We start from the raw sequence: 17,745 nt of genomic DNA on the forward strand, positions 1-17,745 counted from the left end.
GGGGGGGCGACGCGGGCTGGACGCTCCGTCCGAGACGTATGTCTTGGGCGGAGCGTCCCGCTAGCCCGAGCAGGAGCTCCGCAGGGTGACCAGGTTCGGCAGGTGGTCGCTCTCGTTGCGTGCGAGGACGGTCGAGGAGGCGACGTCGAGACCGCGTTGGAAGACGTGGTCGAGCCGGATCGCGGGAAACGTGGCCGGCCAGGTGAAGCCGAATCCTCCCGAAGCCTGGTTCGGCTCGCTGAACTCAGCCTTCAGCGCGGCCAGAGACCTGTCGTCGGACCCGGCATTGAAGTCGCCGACGATCAGGATCCGTTCGTGTGGGCTCTGCGAGACCGTGCGTGCGAGCTCGGCGAGCATCCGGTCACGCTGGGCCTGGTTTCCCAACCTGACCGAGGCGACGTGCACGACGTAGAGACCGATGGTTCCGGCAGGGGTATCGACCTCTGCGGAGATCGCTCGGTCCCATCCGAGCCCGAGATCGAGCGCTTGGACGGCCCGCACAGGGTGACGGCTCCAGAACCCCACCGTCCCCACACCCATGTAGTCGCCGTACTCCTCGCGCAGGGCTTCTGCGGCTGCGGCCCGTGAGGAACCGTCGAGCTCCTGCATCGCGACGATGTCGGCGCCTTCCTGACGCGCCGCCGCTGCCGTCGCCCCGGCAGCGGCGGCGCTGGTGGCGACGTTCTGGCTGAGCACGCTGAACGTGTCGCAGGACGGGTCGACGTCGTCGCCCTCGGGAACCAACGCGGGTAGGTAGGCACTGACCCACAGCAACGTGACACAACCGCCGGCGACGAACGCGGTGCGTGTCCGGGCCGCACCTGCCATCGCGAGGAGGACGAGCGCGACCGCCAAGGACCACGGTCGCAGCGAAGCAAGGACGAGGCCCGGAGGTCCCGGGATGACCGGGGTGGCGACGAAGACCACGAGGAACCCTGCAGCAACGCAGCAGACGAGCCTCGACACGAGCATCCGGCTCCTGCTGATGGGGCGCCGGGCGCTCCCGGTCTCTCTCACGGTCACATGACTCCTCGAACGGGTTGCAGAACCCGGTGAGTGTGTCGCACGTTTGTGAGAGGGACTTGAGATCCTCCCTCGTCCCCGTGGGGCGTGGGGTTCGGCATCAGCCTTTTGGTTGATCCTTGCCTCAGTCTTGCTCGCGATGATCGGCGGCGCCGCGACTGGTGGAGTTCTCGGTATGGCAGATTCTCTGGTTCGTACGCGGTCGGTCGCCCGTCCGCACTTCGCTGACAGGTTGACCTCACGGCGGGGAGCGTGGGCGGCGCTCGTGCTCGCGGTGGTCGTGATGGGCGTGCTCTTCGGGTTCCTCGGCGGTGTGGACGCCCCGGAGCGGTCGGGGCAGGCGCCGGTGGGGTCGGAGTCGACGCAGGTGAGCGAGCTGCTCGAGGAGTTCCCCGGCGCGGACCGTCGGTCCGCGATCGTCGTCGCGACGCGTGAGGGCGGCGGCGAGCTGTCAGCGAGCGACCTCGAGGGTCTCCGCCCGGTGGGGGAGGCGGCCGGGGCGGGTGAGCCCGTGGTCAGTGCGGACGGGAGGGCGGCGGTCCTGTCGGCCCCGATCACGGTCGGTGCCGACAACGCCGAGACCGCCGCGGCGATCGAGGCGCTGCGTACCGCGATCGCCGCGCAGGCCCCCGACGGGATCAGGCTCGAGGTGACCGGTGGGCCGGCGTTCGGTGCCGACATGGCCTCCGCCTTCGACGGCGCGGACGTCACGCTGCTGCTGGTGACGATCGGGATCGTCGCGCTCCTGCTGATCATCACCTACCGCTCGCCGGTGCTGTGGCTGGTCCCGCTGATCGTGGTCGCGCTCGCCGATGGCCTCGCCGCCCGGGTCACCGCCGCGGCGGGTGCCCTGTGGGGCCTCGAGTTCGACGCCGGGATCATCAGCGTGCTGGTCTTCGGTGCCGGTACGAACTACGCGCTGCTGCTGATCTCCCGCTACCGCGAGGAGCTGCAGGCGACCGACGACGACCGGGCGGCGCTGAGCCGCGCCTGGCGCAGGACCGTCCCCGCGGTGGTCGCCTCGAACGTGACGGTCGTGCTCGCCCTGCTGGCGCTGGTCTTCGCCACGATCCCGATGACGCGTGGGCTCGGGATCCCGGCGGCGATCGGTCTCCTGATCGCGGTCGTCGCGGTGCTCTTCGTGCTGCCGCCGTTCCTCGCGGTGTGCGGTCGGCGGCTGTTCTGGCCGTTCATCCCTCGTCCCGGTGGTGCCCGCGGTCAAGGCCGCATGTGGCGTACGGTCGCCTCCCGCGTCGCGAAGCGCCCGCTGACGAGTCTGCTCGCCGGCCTCGCGCTGCTCGCGGTGATGGCCACGGGGCTGTTCGGAACCTCGGTCGGGCTCGACCAGATCGAGAAGTTCCGGGTGCAGTCGGCGTCGGCGGCCGGCCTGGAGACGCTCTCGGCGCACTTCCCGGCGGGCGAGGCCCAGCCCATCTACGTCGTCGCCGACACCGTGGCGGCCGACGAGGTGGTCACGGTCGTGGGGGAGGTCGAGGGAGTCGTACGCGCCCACCCGGCCGGCACGACCGAGGACGGATCGCTCACCAGGATCGCGGTGACCAGCGCCTTCTCGCCGGGCACCGAGCGCAGCCTCGACCAGATCACCGAGCTGCGCGAGGCCGTCCACCCGATCCCGGGCGCGGACGCAGTCGTCGGCGGCGCGGTCGCCACCGAGCTGGACGCGGTCGAGGGCAGCGAGCGTGACCTGCTGCTGGTCGCACCGCTGGTGCTCGTGGTGAGCTTCCTGGTGCTCCTCGCGCTGCTGCGCTCGCTGGTCGCACCCGTGCTGCTGCTCCTGGTGAACCTCACCAGCGCCGTCGCCGCGATCGGCGCGGGCGCCTGGCTGAGCCGGGTCCTCTTCGACCAGCAGGCGCTCGACCTGCAGGTGCCGATCCTGGCCTTCCTGTTCCTGGTCGCGCTCGGGATCGACTACACGATCTTCCTCGTCCACCGGGCACGCGCGGACGCCGCCCGGCTCGGCACCAGGGCCGGCATGGTCGAGGCGGTCGCCCACACCGGCAACGTCATCACCAGCGCGGGCATCGTGCTCGCCGCCGTCTTCGCCGCGCTCGGGGTGCTCCCGCTCGTCACGCTCGGGCAGCTGGGCCTGATCGTCGGGGTGGGCGTCGTCGTGGACACGCTGGTGGTGCGTACGGTGATCGTGCCGGCGATCTTCAGCCTGGTCGGCGACCGGATCTGGTGGCCGGGCCGACGGCAGAACCTCGGGGGATAATCGCAACCGTGAGTGTCGTACACGTGCCGCTGCGGCGGTCAGGCTCCTCGGAGTCGACGCCGACCGGGCTGACGGTGCGGGCGATGGAGATCGGGCAGCACGCCATCGCCGTCATCCTGACCGCGATCGGCGTCAGCCGAGCGGCCGGTGACGGAGTGGCGCTGCCCGTGGCGATCCTCGCGGGACTCGCGATCCTGCTGTGGCACACGGCCGGCACGGTCCTGCCGTCCAGGGCGCGCTCGCGAATGCTCCCGGCGTGGTGGCTGGTCGGCTTCGCCGCGATCTGGGTCGCGGCCGTCGCGATCTCGGCCGAGTTCGTCTGGCTCGCGTTCCTGCTGTGGCTGCTCGCCGGGCACCTGCTGCCGCTGCGGTGGGGGCTGGCCTTCTCGGCCGTCATCCTCGTGGTCGTGGTGGTCGCCCCGATCCTGCATCACGGCTCGACCAGCTATGCGGACGTCGTCGGGCCGTTCATCGGCGGCGTCTTCGCGTTCGGCATCTCGCGCGGCTATCTGCAGCTGCTCCGTGACGGCGCCGAGCGCGAACGGCTGGTGACCTCCCTGCAGGCCGCGCAGCGGGAGATGGCGGAGCTGCAGGACGAGCTCGCGCTCGCGCAGTGGCACTCCGGCGCGATCGCCGAGCGCACCCGGATCTCCCGCGACATCCACGACACCGTCGCCCAGGCGCTCTCCTCGATCCGGCTGCTGACCCACGCCGGAGCCGGCCGCACCACGGACGCGGAGTCCTCGCGCACGTTCGCGCAGGTCGAGGCGCTCGCCGGGGACAGCCTCGCCGACGTACGCCGGATCGTCGCGGCGCTGGCACCGGCCGAGCTGGAGGACGCCGCGCTGGCCTCGGCGCTGCGGCGGATGCTCGACCGCGCCCACGAGGAGGCCGGACTGGTCGTCGAGCTCCATGTCGACGACACGCTCCCGCTGCTGCGTACCGAGGTCGAGGTCGCGCTGCTCCGCACCGCCCAGTCGGCGCTGTCCAACGTACGTCTGCACGCCGACGCCACCCGGGTCGTGGTCACGCTGACCGACGACCAGGACGCCGTACGCATGGACATCAGCGACGACGGCGCCGGCTTCGACGTCGCCGCCTGGGAGCGGGACGCCGGTGCGGGATCCTCCAGCTACGGCCTGCGGTTCATGCGGACCCGGCTCCGCGAGCTCGGCGGTGGCCTCGACGTGGAGAGCACGCCGGGCGAGGGCACCGCGATCTCCGCGCACCTCCCGATCCACGTCGAGGAGGGATCACGATGACGACGGTGCTCCTCGTCGACGACCACCCGGTCGTACGCAGCGGGCTGCGCGCCGTCATCGACGCCGGCGACGCGCTGCGGGTGATCGGGGAGGCCGCTACCGGGGAGGAGGCGATCACGCTCGCCGGTGCGCTGCGCCCTGACGTCGTGCTGTGCGACCTGCGCCTCGGCAGCGGGATCGACGGCATCCGCACCACGGCCGCGTTGCGCGCCCTCGAGCCGGCTCCGGCCGTGCTCATCCTGACCACCTTCGACCGCGACGCCGAGGTGCTCGGCGCGATCGAGGCCGGCGCCGCCGGCTACCTCCTCAAGGACGTCGACCCCGAGGTCATCGTCGAAGGCATCCGGCGTGCCGCCGGCGGCGACATGGTGCTCGCCCCGGACCTGGCCGCACGGGTGCTCAAGGGCATGCGCAGCCCGCTGCCGCGGCTCACCGAGCGCGAGATCGAGGTGCTGCGCCACCTGGCGCGCGGCTCCACCAACCGGGAGATCGCGCGCACGCTCTTCGTCACCGAGGCCACCGTGAAGAGCCACCTCGCCCACATCTTCACCAAGCTCGACGTCGACAGCCGCTCCCGCGCCATCCATGTCGCGCAGGAGACCGGCCTGATCTGACCGGCTCAGCGCTCGATGAGCCCCGACTGGTAGGCCCACACGGCGGCCTGGAGGCGGGACTTCACACCGAGCTTGGGCATCATCCGGGCCAGGTGGGACTTCACCGCGGAGACCTCCAGGACGAGAGCCTGGGCGATCTCTTCGTTGGACATGCCCTCGGCGAGACGGAGGAGGATGTCGAGCTCACGGGTGGTGAGCAGCTCGCTGCCGCGCGCGGCGGTCACGGGCTGCGTACGCCGCCGGGTGACGACCTCACGCAGGACGCGTCGGGTGAGCGAGGTGTCGAGGGTGCCGTGGCCGGCGGCGACGGAGCGGACCGCGGCGACGATGGCGTCGGGGTCGGCGTCCTTGAGCAGGAAGCCGGAGGCACCGGCCTCGAGGGCGCCGAAGACGTAGTCGTCGATGTCGAAGGTGGTCAGCACGAGCACCGGGATCGGGTCGGCGACGTCGGGGCCGCAGAGCTCGCGGGTGGCGCTGATCCCGTCGCGGCCGGGCATCCGGATGTCCATGCAGACCACGTCGGGCCGCAGTGCTCGCGCCTGTTCCACGGCCTCCGCACCGTCCTCGGCCACCGCGACGACCTCGATGTCGGGCTCGGTCTGAAGCAGCGTACGCAGCCCGGCGCGCACCAGCGGCTGGTCGTCGGCGACCGCGACCCGGATCATCCGGGGATCCTCAGCAGGGCCTGCCAGCCGCCCTCGGCAGTCGGGCCGGCCTCGAGGATCGAGCCGGTCAGGTCGGCGCGCTCCTGCATACCGACGAGGCCGAGCCCGTGCCGCTTCGGTGGTCTGTCAGGCGGCGTGGTGCGTGGCGGCCCGTTGCGCACCGTCACCACCACCTCGTCCGGCCCCCGGGAGTCGACGACCAGCTCGCACCGGGCTCCTGGCGCGTGCCGGGCGGCGTTGGCGAGGCACTCCTGCACGGTGCGGTAGGCGGAGAGCTGCGCGAGCGGGCCGACCTGCTCGAGCGCCGCCTCGGGACCCAGGGTCGCGAACGACACCTCGAGCCCGGCGCGACGGGCATCCTCGACGAGCGAGGGCAGGTGGGACAGCCGCTCCTGCCCGCTCGCCTCCGCGGCCTGCCCGGGACTGCGCAGGAGGGTGACCAGGCCGCGCAGCTCGCGCAGCATCGCGGTGCTCTGGGTTCGGACCTGGCGTACGGACTCCTTGGCACCCGCCGGGTCGATGTCGATCTGCCGCTCGACCGCGCCGGTCATCACCGCGATCCCGGTCAGGTGGTGGGCGGCGATGTCGTGGAGCTCGCGGGCCATCGCCGTACGTTCCTCCGCGATCGCCGCGGCGATGTGGGCGGACTGCTCGCGGTCGACGGCGCGAGCCAGGTCGCTGCGGGCCTCCCGGGCGTCGCGTCGCGCCCTCACCGTGGCGGCGAGGAGTGCCGGCAGGACGATCACGCCCGCGCCCTGGACGAGACCGGCGAGGACCGCGGTGCCGGCAGGGAGCCCGATGTTCGTCTGGCTCAGGGCGGTGCCGGCCGCGACCAGCAGCCCGGCGCCGGTCAGGGCCCCGGCGAGAGCCCGCGCCCGGCGGGGGAGCGGCGCCGCGGTCACCGCCGACCACACCGCGACGAGCACGGCCGCCGCAGAAAGGCTGGTGACGTCGCCCGCGCCGCCGAGCCCCAGCACGACCGAGGCAGCGGCCACGATCAGCAGCACCGGCAACGGCCGGGCGCGCCGTTCGGCGAGCACCACGGCCTGAGCGGTGAGCACCACGAACGCGACCCACCAGGCGCCGCTGCCGAGAGCCGGGGTCCCGGCGACCGAGGAGTCGGCGGCGTCGAGCCCCGGCGCCACCACGAGCAGCACCGTGGTGAGCAGCCAGACCACCACGGGTGGGAGCAGTCGCGGCACCATCCGGGTCATCTCCTCGTTCACGCCCTCATCCTTGACGCAACCGGTCCCGGTCACCAGCATCTTTCGATGCAAGTCCGAAGGTTCGCCCTTTTGCCCGGCGCGGCCCGACCGGCCCCGTTCCTAGGTTCGGGTCAGCAATCGACCCCAGCCGAGAGGAACCACCATGACCATGACCCAGCCGGTGATCCAGCCGGACCAAGGCCTGCGAGCATTCGTACGCCGCCACCAGCTCTCCACCTTCTTCGTGCTCGCCCTCGCCGCGAGCTGGCTGGCCTGGACCCCCTACGTCCTGTCCGACAGCGGCCTCGGCCTCTGGGACCTCACCTTCCCCGGCGGAGTGATCGGTGGCCAGCTGCTCGGGATGCTGCCGGGTGCGTACCTCGGCCCGATCGGCAGCGCCGCGCTGGTCACCGGGATCGTCGGCGGACGGGCCGGGCTGCGGGCCTGGGTCCGCGGGATGTGGCGCTGGCGGGCGAGCTGGCGCTGGTACGCCGGCATCCTGATCGGCGTGCCGGCCGCGATCATCGTCTCGCTCCAGGCCACCGGTCACCAGATGGCGACACCGTCGCAGGCGTGGCTGATCGTGGCGGTGGCGTACGTCCCGGGGCTGATCATGCAGATGATCACCACCGGTCTCGCCGAGGAGCCGGGCTGGCGCGACTTCGCCCTGCCCCGGCTGCAGCGCCGCGTCGGACCGCTCGGCTCCGCGTTCGTGCTCGGTCCGATCTGGGCGCTGTGGCACATGCCGCTCTTCCTGACCGATTGGGGCGGCTGGCCGGAGGTGAGCTGGTTCGCGCCGCTCGTCTTCGCGGGCTTCTGCTTCACCTTCGGCATCGTGATGACCTGGGTCTTCAACCGCACGGGGCAGAGCCTGCCGCTGGCGATGCTCCTGCACGTCAGCGTCAACAACTTCGCGTCGGTGGCCTTCGCCGAGGTCTTCCCCGACGTCGACGCCGACCAGTTCCAGCTCGCGCTGCTGGTCGGGTCGGGCGTCGTTGCGGCGCTCCTCGTGGTCGCGACGCGCGGGCGGCTGGGATACGTAAAGGAATCGGCTCGGTCTGTATAGATTCAGCAGGTGCCTCTCCGTATCCGGCGCAGTGCCGCGCCGCTCGTCCTCGCCACCTCGCTCCTCGCCCTCGCGGCCACGGGATGCTCCTCCGAGACCGCCGACGGCGCGGGCGCGCCGAGCAGCCCCAGCCCGTCCGCGGAGAGCCAGTCCGCAACCCCGACGACGACGCCCACGGCCGAGCCGACCGAGCCGACCGAGTCGGAGGGGGCCGGGAAGGTCTGCGCCACCGGCGACCTCTCCTTCACGGTCACCGAGGAGTCCCAGGCGGGCGGCTACTACCTGGTCACGGCGACCGCGAAGCCCGGCGTGACCTGCACCCTCGAGGGCAGGACGATCGAGGCCGGCTTCGGCTCGGCCGTCTCCGGCGACGTGATGCCGAGCGAGCAGGCCGAGGGCGAGCCGATCACGATGACCGGCTCCACCAAGGCGTACGCCGGGGTCAACCCGAACAGCGGCCCGCAGGACGGCGGCGTGCAGTTCGACGAGATCATCGTCTCCGCGCACGAGGGCGACATGGACCCGGTCTCCCTGAAGCTGCCGAGCACCGCGGAGGTCGACCAACCGATCGGCACGAACTGGCACACCGATCCCGCGAAGGCGGTGCCGTTCACCAGTTGATCGGTCAGATCCGTTCGGCGAGCGGCGCCTCGGAGGCTTCGGCCTCCGGGGCACCGTCCTCCGCCGCGGTGAGCAGGAAGCGGAGACGGGTCAGCACCAGGCCGGCGGTGAGGGTGCCGCCGATGACGACGAACGCCCACAGGTGGCCGAGGCCGCTGCCGATGAGGGAGCCGGCCAGGGCCGGTCCGAGGATCTGGCCGAGGGTCAGGGTGAGCCCGAGCGAGGCGTTGTAACGGCCGCGCAGGTGGTCGGGGGCGATGGTGTTCGCCAGCCCGGTCACGATCGGCGCCCACAATGTCTCGCCGAGGCCGAAGATCGCCAGGCCGATCACGACGGCGGCCACCGCGCCGGCGACGGGCATCAGGTCCGCGGCCGCCAGCACGCTCCAGGCGAGGGACCAGGTCAGCACGGCGCACGCCAGCGCGGTCGTACGCCGCCACCCGGACGTGAGCCGCAGCAGGACGACCTGTCCGCACACGATCACGGCGGCGTTGGCGGCGAAGGCCCAGCCGAGGGCGGTCGCCGGTACCTCGGCCACGTCCACCGCGTAGGCGGTCGCGCCGGCCTCGAGCTGTCCGTAGCCGAAGGTCACCGCGAGCACGCCGCAGCCGACCAGGGCCACCGCCCGGCGGTCCCGCAGCACCTCGCCCCAGGAGCCGGCGCTCGCGTCGTCGGCCTCGTCGTCCGCGGGGCGGGCGGGGGAGCGGACCAGGAGCAGCAGCACCGCGGCGTAGGCCAGATAGGCGACGGCGTCGCACAGGTAGAGCACCTGGAACGTCTCGGGACGGGACACGTCGACGAGGAACGCGCTGACCAGACCACCCAGCCCGATGCCCACGTTCAGCCCCAGGAACGCGAAGCCGTAGGCCCGCTCGCGGTCCGCGGCGGGCACCATCCCGGCCAGCAGCGTGGTCGTGCCGGGCCAGAGCGGAGAGGCGCCCACGACCACACCGGCGAGCACCGTCATCGTCGGCACGGTGCCGTCCACGAAGCCGAGAGACCCGATCGAGATCGACTCCACGGCCAGCGCGGCGACCAGGACGGCCCGAGGTCCGAAGCGGTCCAGGAGCGCGCCGATCCCGGGGGCGGCGAGCAGGCCGACCAGGCCCATCCAGGCGAACATCCAGCCCGCTGTCGACGACCCGAGGTCCTGGACCTGGGCCATGTAGACGTAGAGGAACGGCAGGGTGAGTCCGTTGCCGAGGGAGGCGAAGGCGAACCCGATGAGCACGCGGGCGGGCTGCGAGGCGTGGGTGGGCTGGGTGGGGGAGTGCGGCACGGGTGTGATCGTCCTCTCTCTGGCCCACCTGTCTGGCGGGAATGAGTTTAGGGTAGCCTCACTTAGGTTCGCCTAACCTAATCCCCCCGTGTCGAAGGAGACCAGTGAGCGCATCGCACTTGGAGCATCTGTTCCACCCCGACAATGCTCGTGAGTACACCAGCGGCATCACCGAAGCAATCAGACTGCTCGTCGATCAGCTCGCCACGCTCGAAGGCCCCACGACCGGGATCTCGCCGGCCACGGCCGCCGCGCCGGTCGCCGAGATCGACCTGGACAGCCCGCTCGTCGACGGCTCCGCGGCGCTCGCCGAGGTCAGCCGGCTGTGGCTGCAGGACGCGGTGTGGTTCCACGACCCGTCCTACGCCGCTCACCTGAACTGCCCGGTCGTGATCCCCTCGCTCGTCGGGGAGCTGCTGATCGCGGCGGTCAACACCTCGATGGACACCTTCGACCAGTCCGTGGGCGGCACGTTCATGGAGCGTCGCCTCATCGACTGGACCGCGGCCCGCGCCGGTTACCCGGAGGCGACCCGCGACGGCGTCTTCACCTCCGGCGGCAGCCAGTCCAACCTGCAGGCGCTGCTCCTGGCCCGCGGTGAGGCGGAGCGCCGCGGCGTACCTCTGGACCGGCTGCGCTTCCTGACCTCTGCTGACAGCCACTTCTCGATCGCCAAGTCGGCCCGGCTGCTCGGCATGGGCGACGCGGCCGCCATCGCGATCCCGACCGATGCCGAGCACCGGATGGACGTGGCCGCGCTGCGCGAGGCGCTCGACGAGTGCGTCGTCGACGGTCTCGTTCCGGCCGCGGTCGTGGCCACCGCGGGCACCACCGACTTCGGCGTCATCGACCCGCTCCACGCCATCGCCGACGCCTGCCAGGACTTCAACGTCTGGTTCCATGTCGACGCGGCGTACGGCGGTGGGCTCCTCGCCTCGCCGAAGTACCGTCACCTGCTCGACGGCATCGAGCGGTCGAACTCGATCACGATCGACTTCCACAAGACCTGGTTCCAGCCGGTCTCCTCCAGCGCGCTCCTGGTCCGCGACCTGGCGACGATGCAGCACGCCTCGTGGTACGCCGACTACCTCAACCCGCGGGAGTCTACGAGTCCGAACCAGGTCGATAAGTCCCTGCAGACCACGCGGCGCTTCGACGCGCTCAAGCTGTGGCTGACCCTGCGCACGATGGGTGCCGACCAGATCGGCGCCTACCTGGAGACGGTGATCGACGTCGCCCGCGAGGTCTACGACCTCCTCAGCGTGCAGCCCGACATCGAGGTGATCACGCCGTCTCAGCTCTCCACGGTCGTCTTCCGCTACGTCGACCCGCACCTGGACGAGGAAGCCGTGGGCGACCTCAACCGCCGCATCCGCGCCGAGATGTGGAGTGGCGGCCGGGGTGTCGTCGCCGCCACGAAGGTCGACGGCCGTCAGTTCCTCAAGCTCACCCTGCTCAATCCCAAGGCCACCGTCTCGGACGTGCTCGACATCATCGAGCAGGTCCGCACGCTGGGCGCCTCCTTGGGCCGGGCCGTCCCGGAGGTCGTCCGATGACCACGCCTACTCCCAGCATGTCAACGCACTGTCATGACCTGATCGGCATCGGGCTCGGCCCGTTCAACCTCGGCCTGGCCGCCCTCGCCGACCCGATCGACGAGGTCGACTGCCTGTTCCTCGAGGGCCGCGACCGGTTCGACTGGCACCCGGGGATGATGCTCGACGAGGCGACCCTGCAGGTGCCGTTCCTCGCCGACCTGGTGACGATGGCCGACCCGACCTCGCGATTCAGCTTCCTCAACTTCCTCAAGCAGACCGGCCGGATCTACCCGTTCTACATCCGGGAGAACTTCCTGCCCCACCGGCGTGAGTACAACCAGTACTGCCAGTGGGTCGCCTCCCTGCTCGGCTCCGTCCGCTTCGGCCAGCAGGTCACCTCCGTGGAGCACGACGGCGAGACGTACGTCGTCACCACCACCTCCGGCCAAGGCGATCGAACGCAGAGGCATCGGACCAGGCGGCTGGTGCTCGGGACCGGCACGAGCCCGCGGGTCCCCGAGTGCGCGGCCGAGGCCGTGGCGGCCGACGGGCCGGCGCTGCACAGCTCGGAGTACCTGGCTCGTCGCGACGAGCTCGTCTCCCGCAGCAGCATCACCGTGGTCGGCAGCGGCCAGTCGGCCGCCGAGGTCTACCTCGACCTGCTGGCAGCTCAGCCCGACCACGACTACCAGCTGGCCTGGCTGACGCGCAGTCCTCGGTTCTTCTCCATGGAGTACACCAAGCTCACCCTCGAGCTGACCTCGCCGGAGTACTCCGCCTACTTCCAGTCGCTCCCGGCGGAGAAGCGCGACCGGCTGCTGAAGTCGCAGCAGAGCCTCTACAAGGGCATCTCGGGCGACACCATCGACGCGATCCACGAGGCGCTCTACACCCGGTCGATCGACGCTCCCGCCGAGACCACGCTGCTCAGCAACACCGAGGTGCGTGGCGTGACCCGCACCGAGGACGGCTACCACCTCGCGCTGCACCACGTGGAGCAGGAGGAGGACTACGAGATGGCGACCGAGGCGCTGGTCCTGGCGACCGGCTACCGCGCCGGGATCCCGGACTTCCTGGAACCCGTCCGCGACCGTCTTCGTCTCGACGAGCAGGGCCGTTACGCCGCGAGCCCGACCTTCTCGGTCGACACCGCCGACCGCGAGATCTGGGTGCAGAACGGTGAGGAGCACACCCACGGCTTCGTCGCCCCCGACCTCGGCATGGGCGCCTACCGGAGCTCGGTGATCCTCGCCGCCATCCTCGGCCGGGAGCCGTATCCGGTCGAGAAGCGGGTCGCCTTCCAGGAGTTCGGGGTGCCCGACCGGTTCAAGATCCAGCCCAGCAAGCTTCAGCCCATGGAGGAGAGCCGATGAGGATCACGATCGAACCGCTCGAGATCGAGGCCCACCTCGCGACCGTCCACTCCTGGGTGACCCACCCGCGCTCGGCGTACTGGATGATGCTGGACGCCACGCTGGAGGACGTCGCCGCGGAGTACGAGCGGATCGCCGGCCACCCGCACCACGACGCCTGGCTCGGCCGGGTCGACGGCGCGCCGGCGTTCCTTGTCGAGACCTACGACCCCGCGCGCAGCGAGCTCGCCGGGATCACGCACGTGCCCGACCTGGCACCCGGCGACCTGGGCATGCACGTGCTGGTGGCGCCCACCTCCGGCGAGCCCGTCTCCGGCTACACGACCCGGGTCTTCCGGGCGGTCATGCGGCACTGCTTCGCGGACCCGGGTGTGCGTCGTGTGGTGGTCGAGCCGGACGTACGCAACGAGCCGATCCGCCGCAAGAACACCGAGGCCGGCTTCGTCGAGCTGCGCGAGATCAGCATCGGCGAGAAGACCGCGATGCTCTCGGTCTGCACGCGTGAGATGTACGCCGCCGCCCATCTGCGCCCGGAGAACCTGCGGGTCGCGCACCGGCACCTGGTCGCCAAGGCGATCGCGGAGTTCAGCCACGAGCGGATGCTCGCTCCGGTGGCCACCGACACGGGCTGGGAGCTGCCGGGGCCGTCCTCGACGTACACCTTCGCCGCCCGCCGTTTTCTGCTCGACCACTGGGTGGTGGACGCGGACTCGATCGTGCGCCGCATCGGCGGCGAGGAGCAGGAGGTCGACGCGCAGGCGTTCGTCGCCGAGTTCGCCCCCGATCTGGGCATCCCGGACACGCTGCTGCCGACCTACCTCGAGGAGCTGGCGGCGACCATCGCCTCGGCCTGCTGGAAGCTCGAGCACCAGACGCTGACCGCGGCCGATCTGGTCGACGCCGACCACCAGAGCGTCGAGGGCGCGATGAGCGAGGGCCACCCGGCCTTCGTCGCCAACAACGGCCGGATCGGCTTCGACATCGACGACCACGCCCGCTGGGCGCCGGAGACGAGCAACGACCTGAGCCTGCTGTGGGTCGCCGTCTCCCGGGACCAGTCCCACCTGGCCCTGGGGCGCGGCGAGGACGAGGACCGTCTCTACGCGGCCGAGCTCGGCGAGGCCACGCTGGCCCGGTTCGCGGCGAAGCTGCGCGGGCTCGGGCTCGATCCTGCCGGGTTCCGCTACCTGCCCGTCCACCCGTGGCAGTGGCGCCACAAGCTGGCGGTCACCTTCGCCGCGGACGTCGCCGCGCGCCGGATCGTGCTGGTCGGGTCGGGGGAGGACGTTCACCGTCCGCAGCAGTCGATCCGGACGTACTTCAACACCTCGCGTCCGGAGCGGCACTACGTCAAGACCGCGCTGTCGATCCAGAACATGGGCTTCATGCGTGGCCTCTCGCCGGCCTACATGGCCGCGACCCCGCTCATCAACGACTGGGTCGCCGACCTGGTCGAGAGCGACGCGGAGCTGAAGGAGCGCGGCTTCGGGGTGCTGCGCGAGCTGGCCTCGATCGGCTGGACCGGCGACATCTTCCACGCGCTGCCGAACCCGTCGCCGTACCGGAAGATGATCGCCGCTCTCTGGCGCGAGTCGCCGGTGCCGCGGCTGGCCGAGGGGGAGCGGTGCGCGACGATGGCGGCGCTGCTCCACCGCGACGCCGGCGGTGCCTCGTACGCGGCCGAGCTCGTCCGTGCCTCCGGCCTGCCCGCCCGGGCGTGGGTGCGCAGCTACCTCGACGCCTACCTGCGGCCGCTGGTGCACTGCCTGCTGGCGTACGACCTGGCGTTCATGCCGCACGGCGAGAACCTGGTGATGGTGCTGCGCGACCACGTGCCGGTGCGGATGTTCATGAAGGACATCGGCGAGGAGGTGGCGGTGATGGGCGACCTGCCGCTGCCCGAGGAGGTCTCCCGGATCCGCGGTTCCTTCCCGGACGACGTCAAGGCGCTGGCCGTGCACACCGACATCTTCGACGGGGTGCTGCGCTACGTCGCCGCGATCCTCGATGATGAGGGCGTGCTGCCGGAGACCGAGTTCTGGGCCGAGGCCCGGGCGTGCATCGTCGACCATGCCGCCGACCACCCCGAGCTGGCCGAGGCGGTCGACCGCTACGACTTCCTGCGTCCGCGGTTCCGGCACTCGTGCCTCAACCGGCTGCAGCTGCGCAACACCCTGCAGATGGTCGACATCACCGACCAGGCCGAGTCGCTCATCTTCGCGGGCACGTTGGCCAACCCCGTCGCCAACCCGGTCGCATGATGCTGTTCCGTGATGAGTGGGGCATCCCGCACGTCCGGGGTGCCTCGCCGGCCGAGGTGGCCCGGCTGCAGGGCCGGGCCACCGCGCGGGACCGCGCCTGGCAGCTCGAGATCGAGCGGCTGCGCGGCGAGGGCCGCACCGCCGAGCTGCTCGGCCCGGCCGGGCTGGAGTGGGACACCGTCGCCCGCCGCGCTCGGATCGCGGCGGTGGCGCGTTCTGCCTATGCGGGCCTCGACGAGGAGACGCAGGAGTTCCTGACGGCGTACGTCGACGGCGTCCGCGCCGGTCTCGCGGAGACCTCGTGCGCTGAGCTCGACGGGCCGGACGGGCTGGGCCCGGCGCCGGGGACCTGGCAGCCGTGGACGCCGCTGGCGGTCTTCTGGGTGCAGCAGATCCTCTTCGGGTCGTTCCCCTCGAAGCTCTTCGGCGCCCGGGCGGCGCGGGTGCTCGGGCCCGAGGCGGAGCTGTTCCGCACCGAAGGGTTGACCGGGGGACTCTCCGGCGGCTCCAACGCGTACGCCGTCGGCGGCGGCCGCACCCGCTCCGGGCTGCCGCTGGTGGCCGGTGACCCGCACCGGGTCTTCGAGGCGCCCAACGTCTACCTCCAGGTACGCCTGACCTGCACCGATCCCGACGACTCCTTCGACGTGGTCGGGATGACCTTCCCCGGCGTCCCCGGCGTGCAGCACTTCGCGCACGCCGGGTCCGTCGCGTGGGGGATCACCAACGCGATGGGCGACTACCAGGATCTCTACCGGGTCGACCTGCGCCCGGGCGGTGACGTGGTGCGGCGGAGCGTCGAGACGGTGCTGGTCCGCGGGCAGGAGCCGGTCACGGTCGAGGTCCTCGAGACCGATCGCGGGCCGGTGGTCCTCGACGATCCGGAGGAGGGCTGGGGCCAGGCGCTGCGTACGCCGGGCCACGAGCTCGACGACCTCGGCTTCGGGGCGCTCCTGCCGCTGCTGCGGTCGCGCTCGGTCGCCGACGTCGAAGCCGCGGTGGCGCACTGGGTCGAGCCGGTCAACAACTGGGTCATCGCCGACGTGGCGGGCGACGTGGTCCACACGGTCGGCGGCCGGGTGCCCACACGTGACGAGGCGGGGGAGTGGACCGGCTGGGTCGACCCGCTGCCGCGACGTACGGCATCGTCCGGCGGCGCCCTGGTGACCGCCAACGACCGGTGCATGCCGGGGTTCGACGCGCTCGCGGCCGGGTTCGCGCCACCGTTCCGGGCGCACCGGATCGGCGAGCTTCTCGACGTCAACGGTCCGCTCGACGCGGAGCGGGCGGTGGCGGTGCTCGCCGACACCACCCAGACGGCCGGCGGACCGCTGCTGGCGCTGGTCCCCGCCGATCTACGGCCGCCGGCACTCGCCGAGTGGGACGGCGCGATGGACGGATCGCCGGGCGCTGCCTGGTACGCCGCGCTGCGCGCCGAGGTCGTCGACCGGATCTGCGCGGCACCGGCGCTCGCGCCGCTGCGGGAGCCGTCCGAGCACGGGCCGCTCTACGAGCCCTGGTATAGCCTGCCGGCCCGGGTGGCCGGTGCACTGCACGTCATCCTGGCCGCCGAGAAGCCGTTCGGCCTGGACCTGCGCGAGCTGGTGGCCGAGGCGGCGAAGGCCGTGACCGGCCGCGAGCCGACGCCGTGGCCGGAGAGCCACCGGTTCTGGCCGCTGCACACGCTCGAGCAGTTCGACCTCCCGCACACCAGGACCACGCCCGCCACCCCGCTTCCGGGTGACACGGACACGGTCCGCAGCAACGCCTGGATCCCGGGCACCACCGTGACCACCCGGGGATCGGTGGCCCGCTACGCCTGGGACCTGGCCGACCGCGACAACAGCCGATGGGTCGTACCCCTCGGTGTCAGCGGTTCCCCCGACAGCCCCCACCACACCGACCAGCACGACGCCTGGGCCCAGGGAGGCGCCGTACGCGTCGTCACCGACTGGTCCCTGCTCACCGAGGAGAAGACATGACCCTGACCATCCGCGACCTGAAGCCGTCGGCCGACATCGACCTGCTGGACGGCTGGCTGCACGACGACCGGGCCCGCTTCTGGGGCATGGTCGAGAAGCCGCGCGAGGAGATCGAGGAGATCTACACCTGGCTGCAGGAGCAACCGCACCTGGCGGCGTACATCGTCGAGATCGACGGTGAGCCGGTCGCCCTGTTCCAGACCTGGGACCCCGAGATCGACGAGCTCGGCGCCTTCTACGAGCGCCGCCCCGGCGACATCGGCGTCCACCTCTTCCTGGCCGACACCCCGGCCCGCCAGGGCCGGACCGAGACGGTCCTCGACTTCTTCATCGAGGAGGTCATCGTCAAGGTCGGCGCCCGCCGCATCGTCGTCGAGCCCGACGCCACCAACGAGGCCTCCCTCGCCAGGCTCGACGACTACGGTTTCAAGCGCGGCCCGGTCGTCGAGCTCCCGCACAAGGTCGCCCAGTACGCCTTCCTCGACCTGCCCTGACTCACGCAAGCTTCTGCGCGACCTCGTTGAGGTTGGTGCGGAGCTTGGCGCGGTAGGCGTCGTGCTGCTCGGGGAGGCGGGCGTCGCAGAACGCGGCCAGGTCGGGGCCGGTGACTTCGAGGACGGTGT

14 protein-coding genes are annotated in these 17,745 nt (G+C 71.6%); 10 read left to right on the forward strand and 4 right to left on the reverse strand.

What is annotated here, in order from left to right; genetic code table 11:
• Positions 1–60: 60 nt before the first annotated feature.
• On the reverse strand, positions 61–1,017 hold the full coding sequence (locus UG56_RS26760; protein ID WP_143055219.1) for an endonuclease/exonuclease/phosphatase family protein: 957 nt from the start codon (positions 1,015–1,017) through the stop codon (positions 61–63).
• A 181-nt stretch (positions 1,018–1,198) separates the two neighbouring features.
• On the opposite strand from UG56_RS26760, the gene UG56_RS26765 reads away from it, so the two are divergent.
• Genes UG56_RS26765 through UG56_RS26775 form a run of 3 tightly spaced genes read left to right on the forward strand, consistent with a single transcriptional unit; the run spans position 1,199 to position 5,132 of the window.
• The gene (locus tag UG56_RS26765) at positions 1,199–3,256 is read left to right on the forward strand and encodes an MMPL family transporter (RefSeq protein WP_045550761.1); all 2,058 of its coding nucleotides are present in this window, start codon (positions 1,199–1,201) and stop codon (positions 3,254–3,256) included.
• A gap of 8 nt (positions 3,257–3,264) precedes the next feature.
• The gene (locus UG56_RS26770) at positions 3,265–4,518 is read left to right on the forward strand and encodes a sensor histidine kinase (protein ID WP_256206919.1); all 1,254 of its coding nucleotides are present in this window, start codon (positions 3,265–3,267) and stop codon (positions 4,516–4,518) included.
• A complete protein-coding gene (locus tag UG56_RS26775; protein ID WP_045550763.1) occupies positions 4,515–5,132 on the forward strand; it encodes a response regulator in 618 nt (205 codons plus the stop codon). Before UG56_RS26770 ends, UG56_RS26775 begins: the two co-directional genes overlap by 4 nt.
• Positions 5,133–5,137: 5 nt before the next feature.
• Here UG56_RS26775 and UG56_RS26780 read toward each other — a convergent pair whose 3' ends face one another.
• Positions 5,138–5,797 (reverse strand): response regulator, encoded by a 660-nt coding sequence (locus tag UG56_RS26780; RefSeq protein WP_045550764.1) that lies wholly within the window; start codon positions 5,795–5,797, stop codon positions 5,138–5,140.
• Positions 5,794–7,023, reverse strand: a complete 1,230-nt coding sequence (locus UG56_RS26785; protein ID WP_177191560.1) for a sensor histidine kinase — start codon at positions 7,021–7,023, stop codon at positions 5,794–5,796. Before UG56_RS26785 ends, UG56_RS26780 begins: the two co-directional genes overlap by 4 nt.
• A 142-nt stretch (positions 7,024–7,165) precedes the next feature.
• Between UG56_RS26785 and UG56_RS26790 the strand changes: the two genes are divergently transcribed.
• Entirely contained in the window at positions 7,166–8,068 is a 903-nt protein-coding gene (locus UG56_RS26790; protein ID WP_052694142.1) for a CPBP family intramembrane glutamic endopeptidase, read from the forward strand.
• Between the two features lie 9 nt (positions 8,069–8,077).
• Complete coding sequence (locus UG56_RS26795) at positions 8,078–8,689, forward strand: DUF4232 domain-containing protein (protein WP_045551436.1); 612 nt, start codon at positions 8,078–8,080, stop codon at positions 8,687–8,689.
• A gap of 4 nt (positions 8,690–8,693) precedes the next feature.
• Here the strand turns inward: UG56_RS26795 and UG56_RS26800 are convergent, their stop codons facing one another.
• Positions 8,694–9,968 carry an MFS transporter gene (locus UG56_RS26800; RefSeq protein ID WP_045551437.1) on the reverse strand — a complete coding sequence of 425 codons (1,275 nt, stop codon included), beginning with the start codon at positions 9,966–9,968 and terminating at the stop codon, positions 8,694–8,696.
• Between the two features lie 104 nt (positions 9,969–10,072).
• Here UG56_RS26800 and UG56_RS26805 point away from each other — a divergent pair, with 104 nt between their 5' ends.
• Genes UG56_RS26805 through UG56_RS26825 form a run of 5 tightly spaced genes read left to right on the forward strand, consistent with a single transcriptional unit; the run spans position 10,073 to position 17,616 of the window.
• Complete coding sequence (locus UG56_RS26805) at positions 10,073–11,524, forward strand: pyridoxal phosphate-dependent decarboxylase family protein (protein WP_256206920.1); 1,452 nt, start codon at positions 10,073–10,075, stop codon at positions 11,522–11,524.
• Positions 11,525–11,541: 17 nt separating this feature from the next.
• The gene (locus UG56_RS26810; RefSeq protein ID WP_045551439.1) at positions 11,542–12,879 is read left to right on the forward strand and encodes a lysine N(6)-hydroxylase/L-ornithine N(5)-oxygenase family protein; all 1,338 of its coding nucleotides are present in this window, start codon (positions 11,542–11,544) and stop codon (positions 12,877–12,879) included.
• Entirely contained in the window at positions 12,876–15,140 is a 2,265-nt protein-coding gene (locus UG56_RS26815) for a GNAT family N-acetyltransferase (protein ID WP_071327360.1), read from the forward strand. The genes UG56_RS26810 and UG56_RS26815 overlap by 4 nt, the downstream gene beginning before the upstream one ends.
• Positions 15,140–17,122: a penicillin acylase family protein gene (locus UG56_RS26820; RefSeq protein ID WP_218145299.1), complete on the forward strand. Its 1,983-nt coding sequence runs from the start codon at positions 15,140–15,142 to the stop codon at positions 17,120–17,122. The genes UG56_RS26815 and UG56_RS26820 overlap by 1 nt, the downstream gene beginning before the upstream one ends.
• Complete coding sequence (locus UG56_RS26825; RefSeq protein WP_052693986.1) at positions 17,119–17,616, forward strand: GNAT family N-acetyltransferase; 498 nt, start codon at positions 17,119–17,121, stop codon at positions 17,614–17,616. Before UG56_RS26820 ends, UG56_RS26825 begins: the two co-directional genes overlap by 4 nt.
• Positions 17,617–17,745: the final 129 nt, after the last annotated feature.

It is taken from the genome of Nocardioides luteus, assembly GCF_000960475.2.
Lineage (GTDB): Bacteria > Actinomycetota > Actinomycetes > Propionibacteriales > Nocardioidaceae > Nocardioides > Nocardioides luteus_A.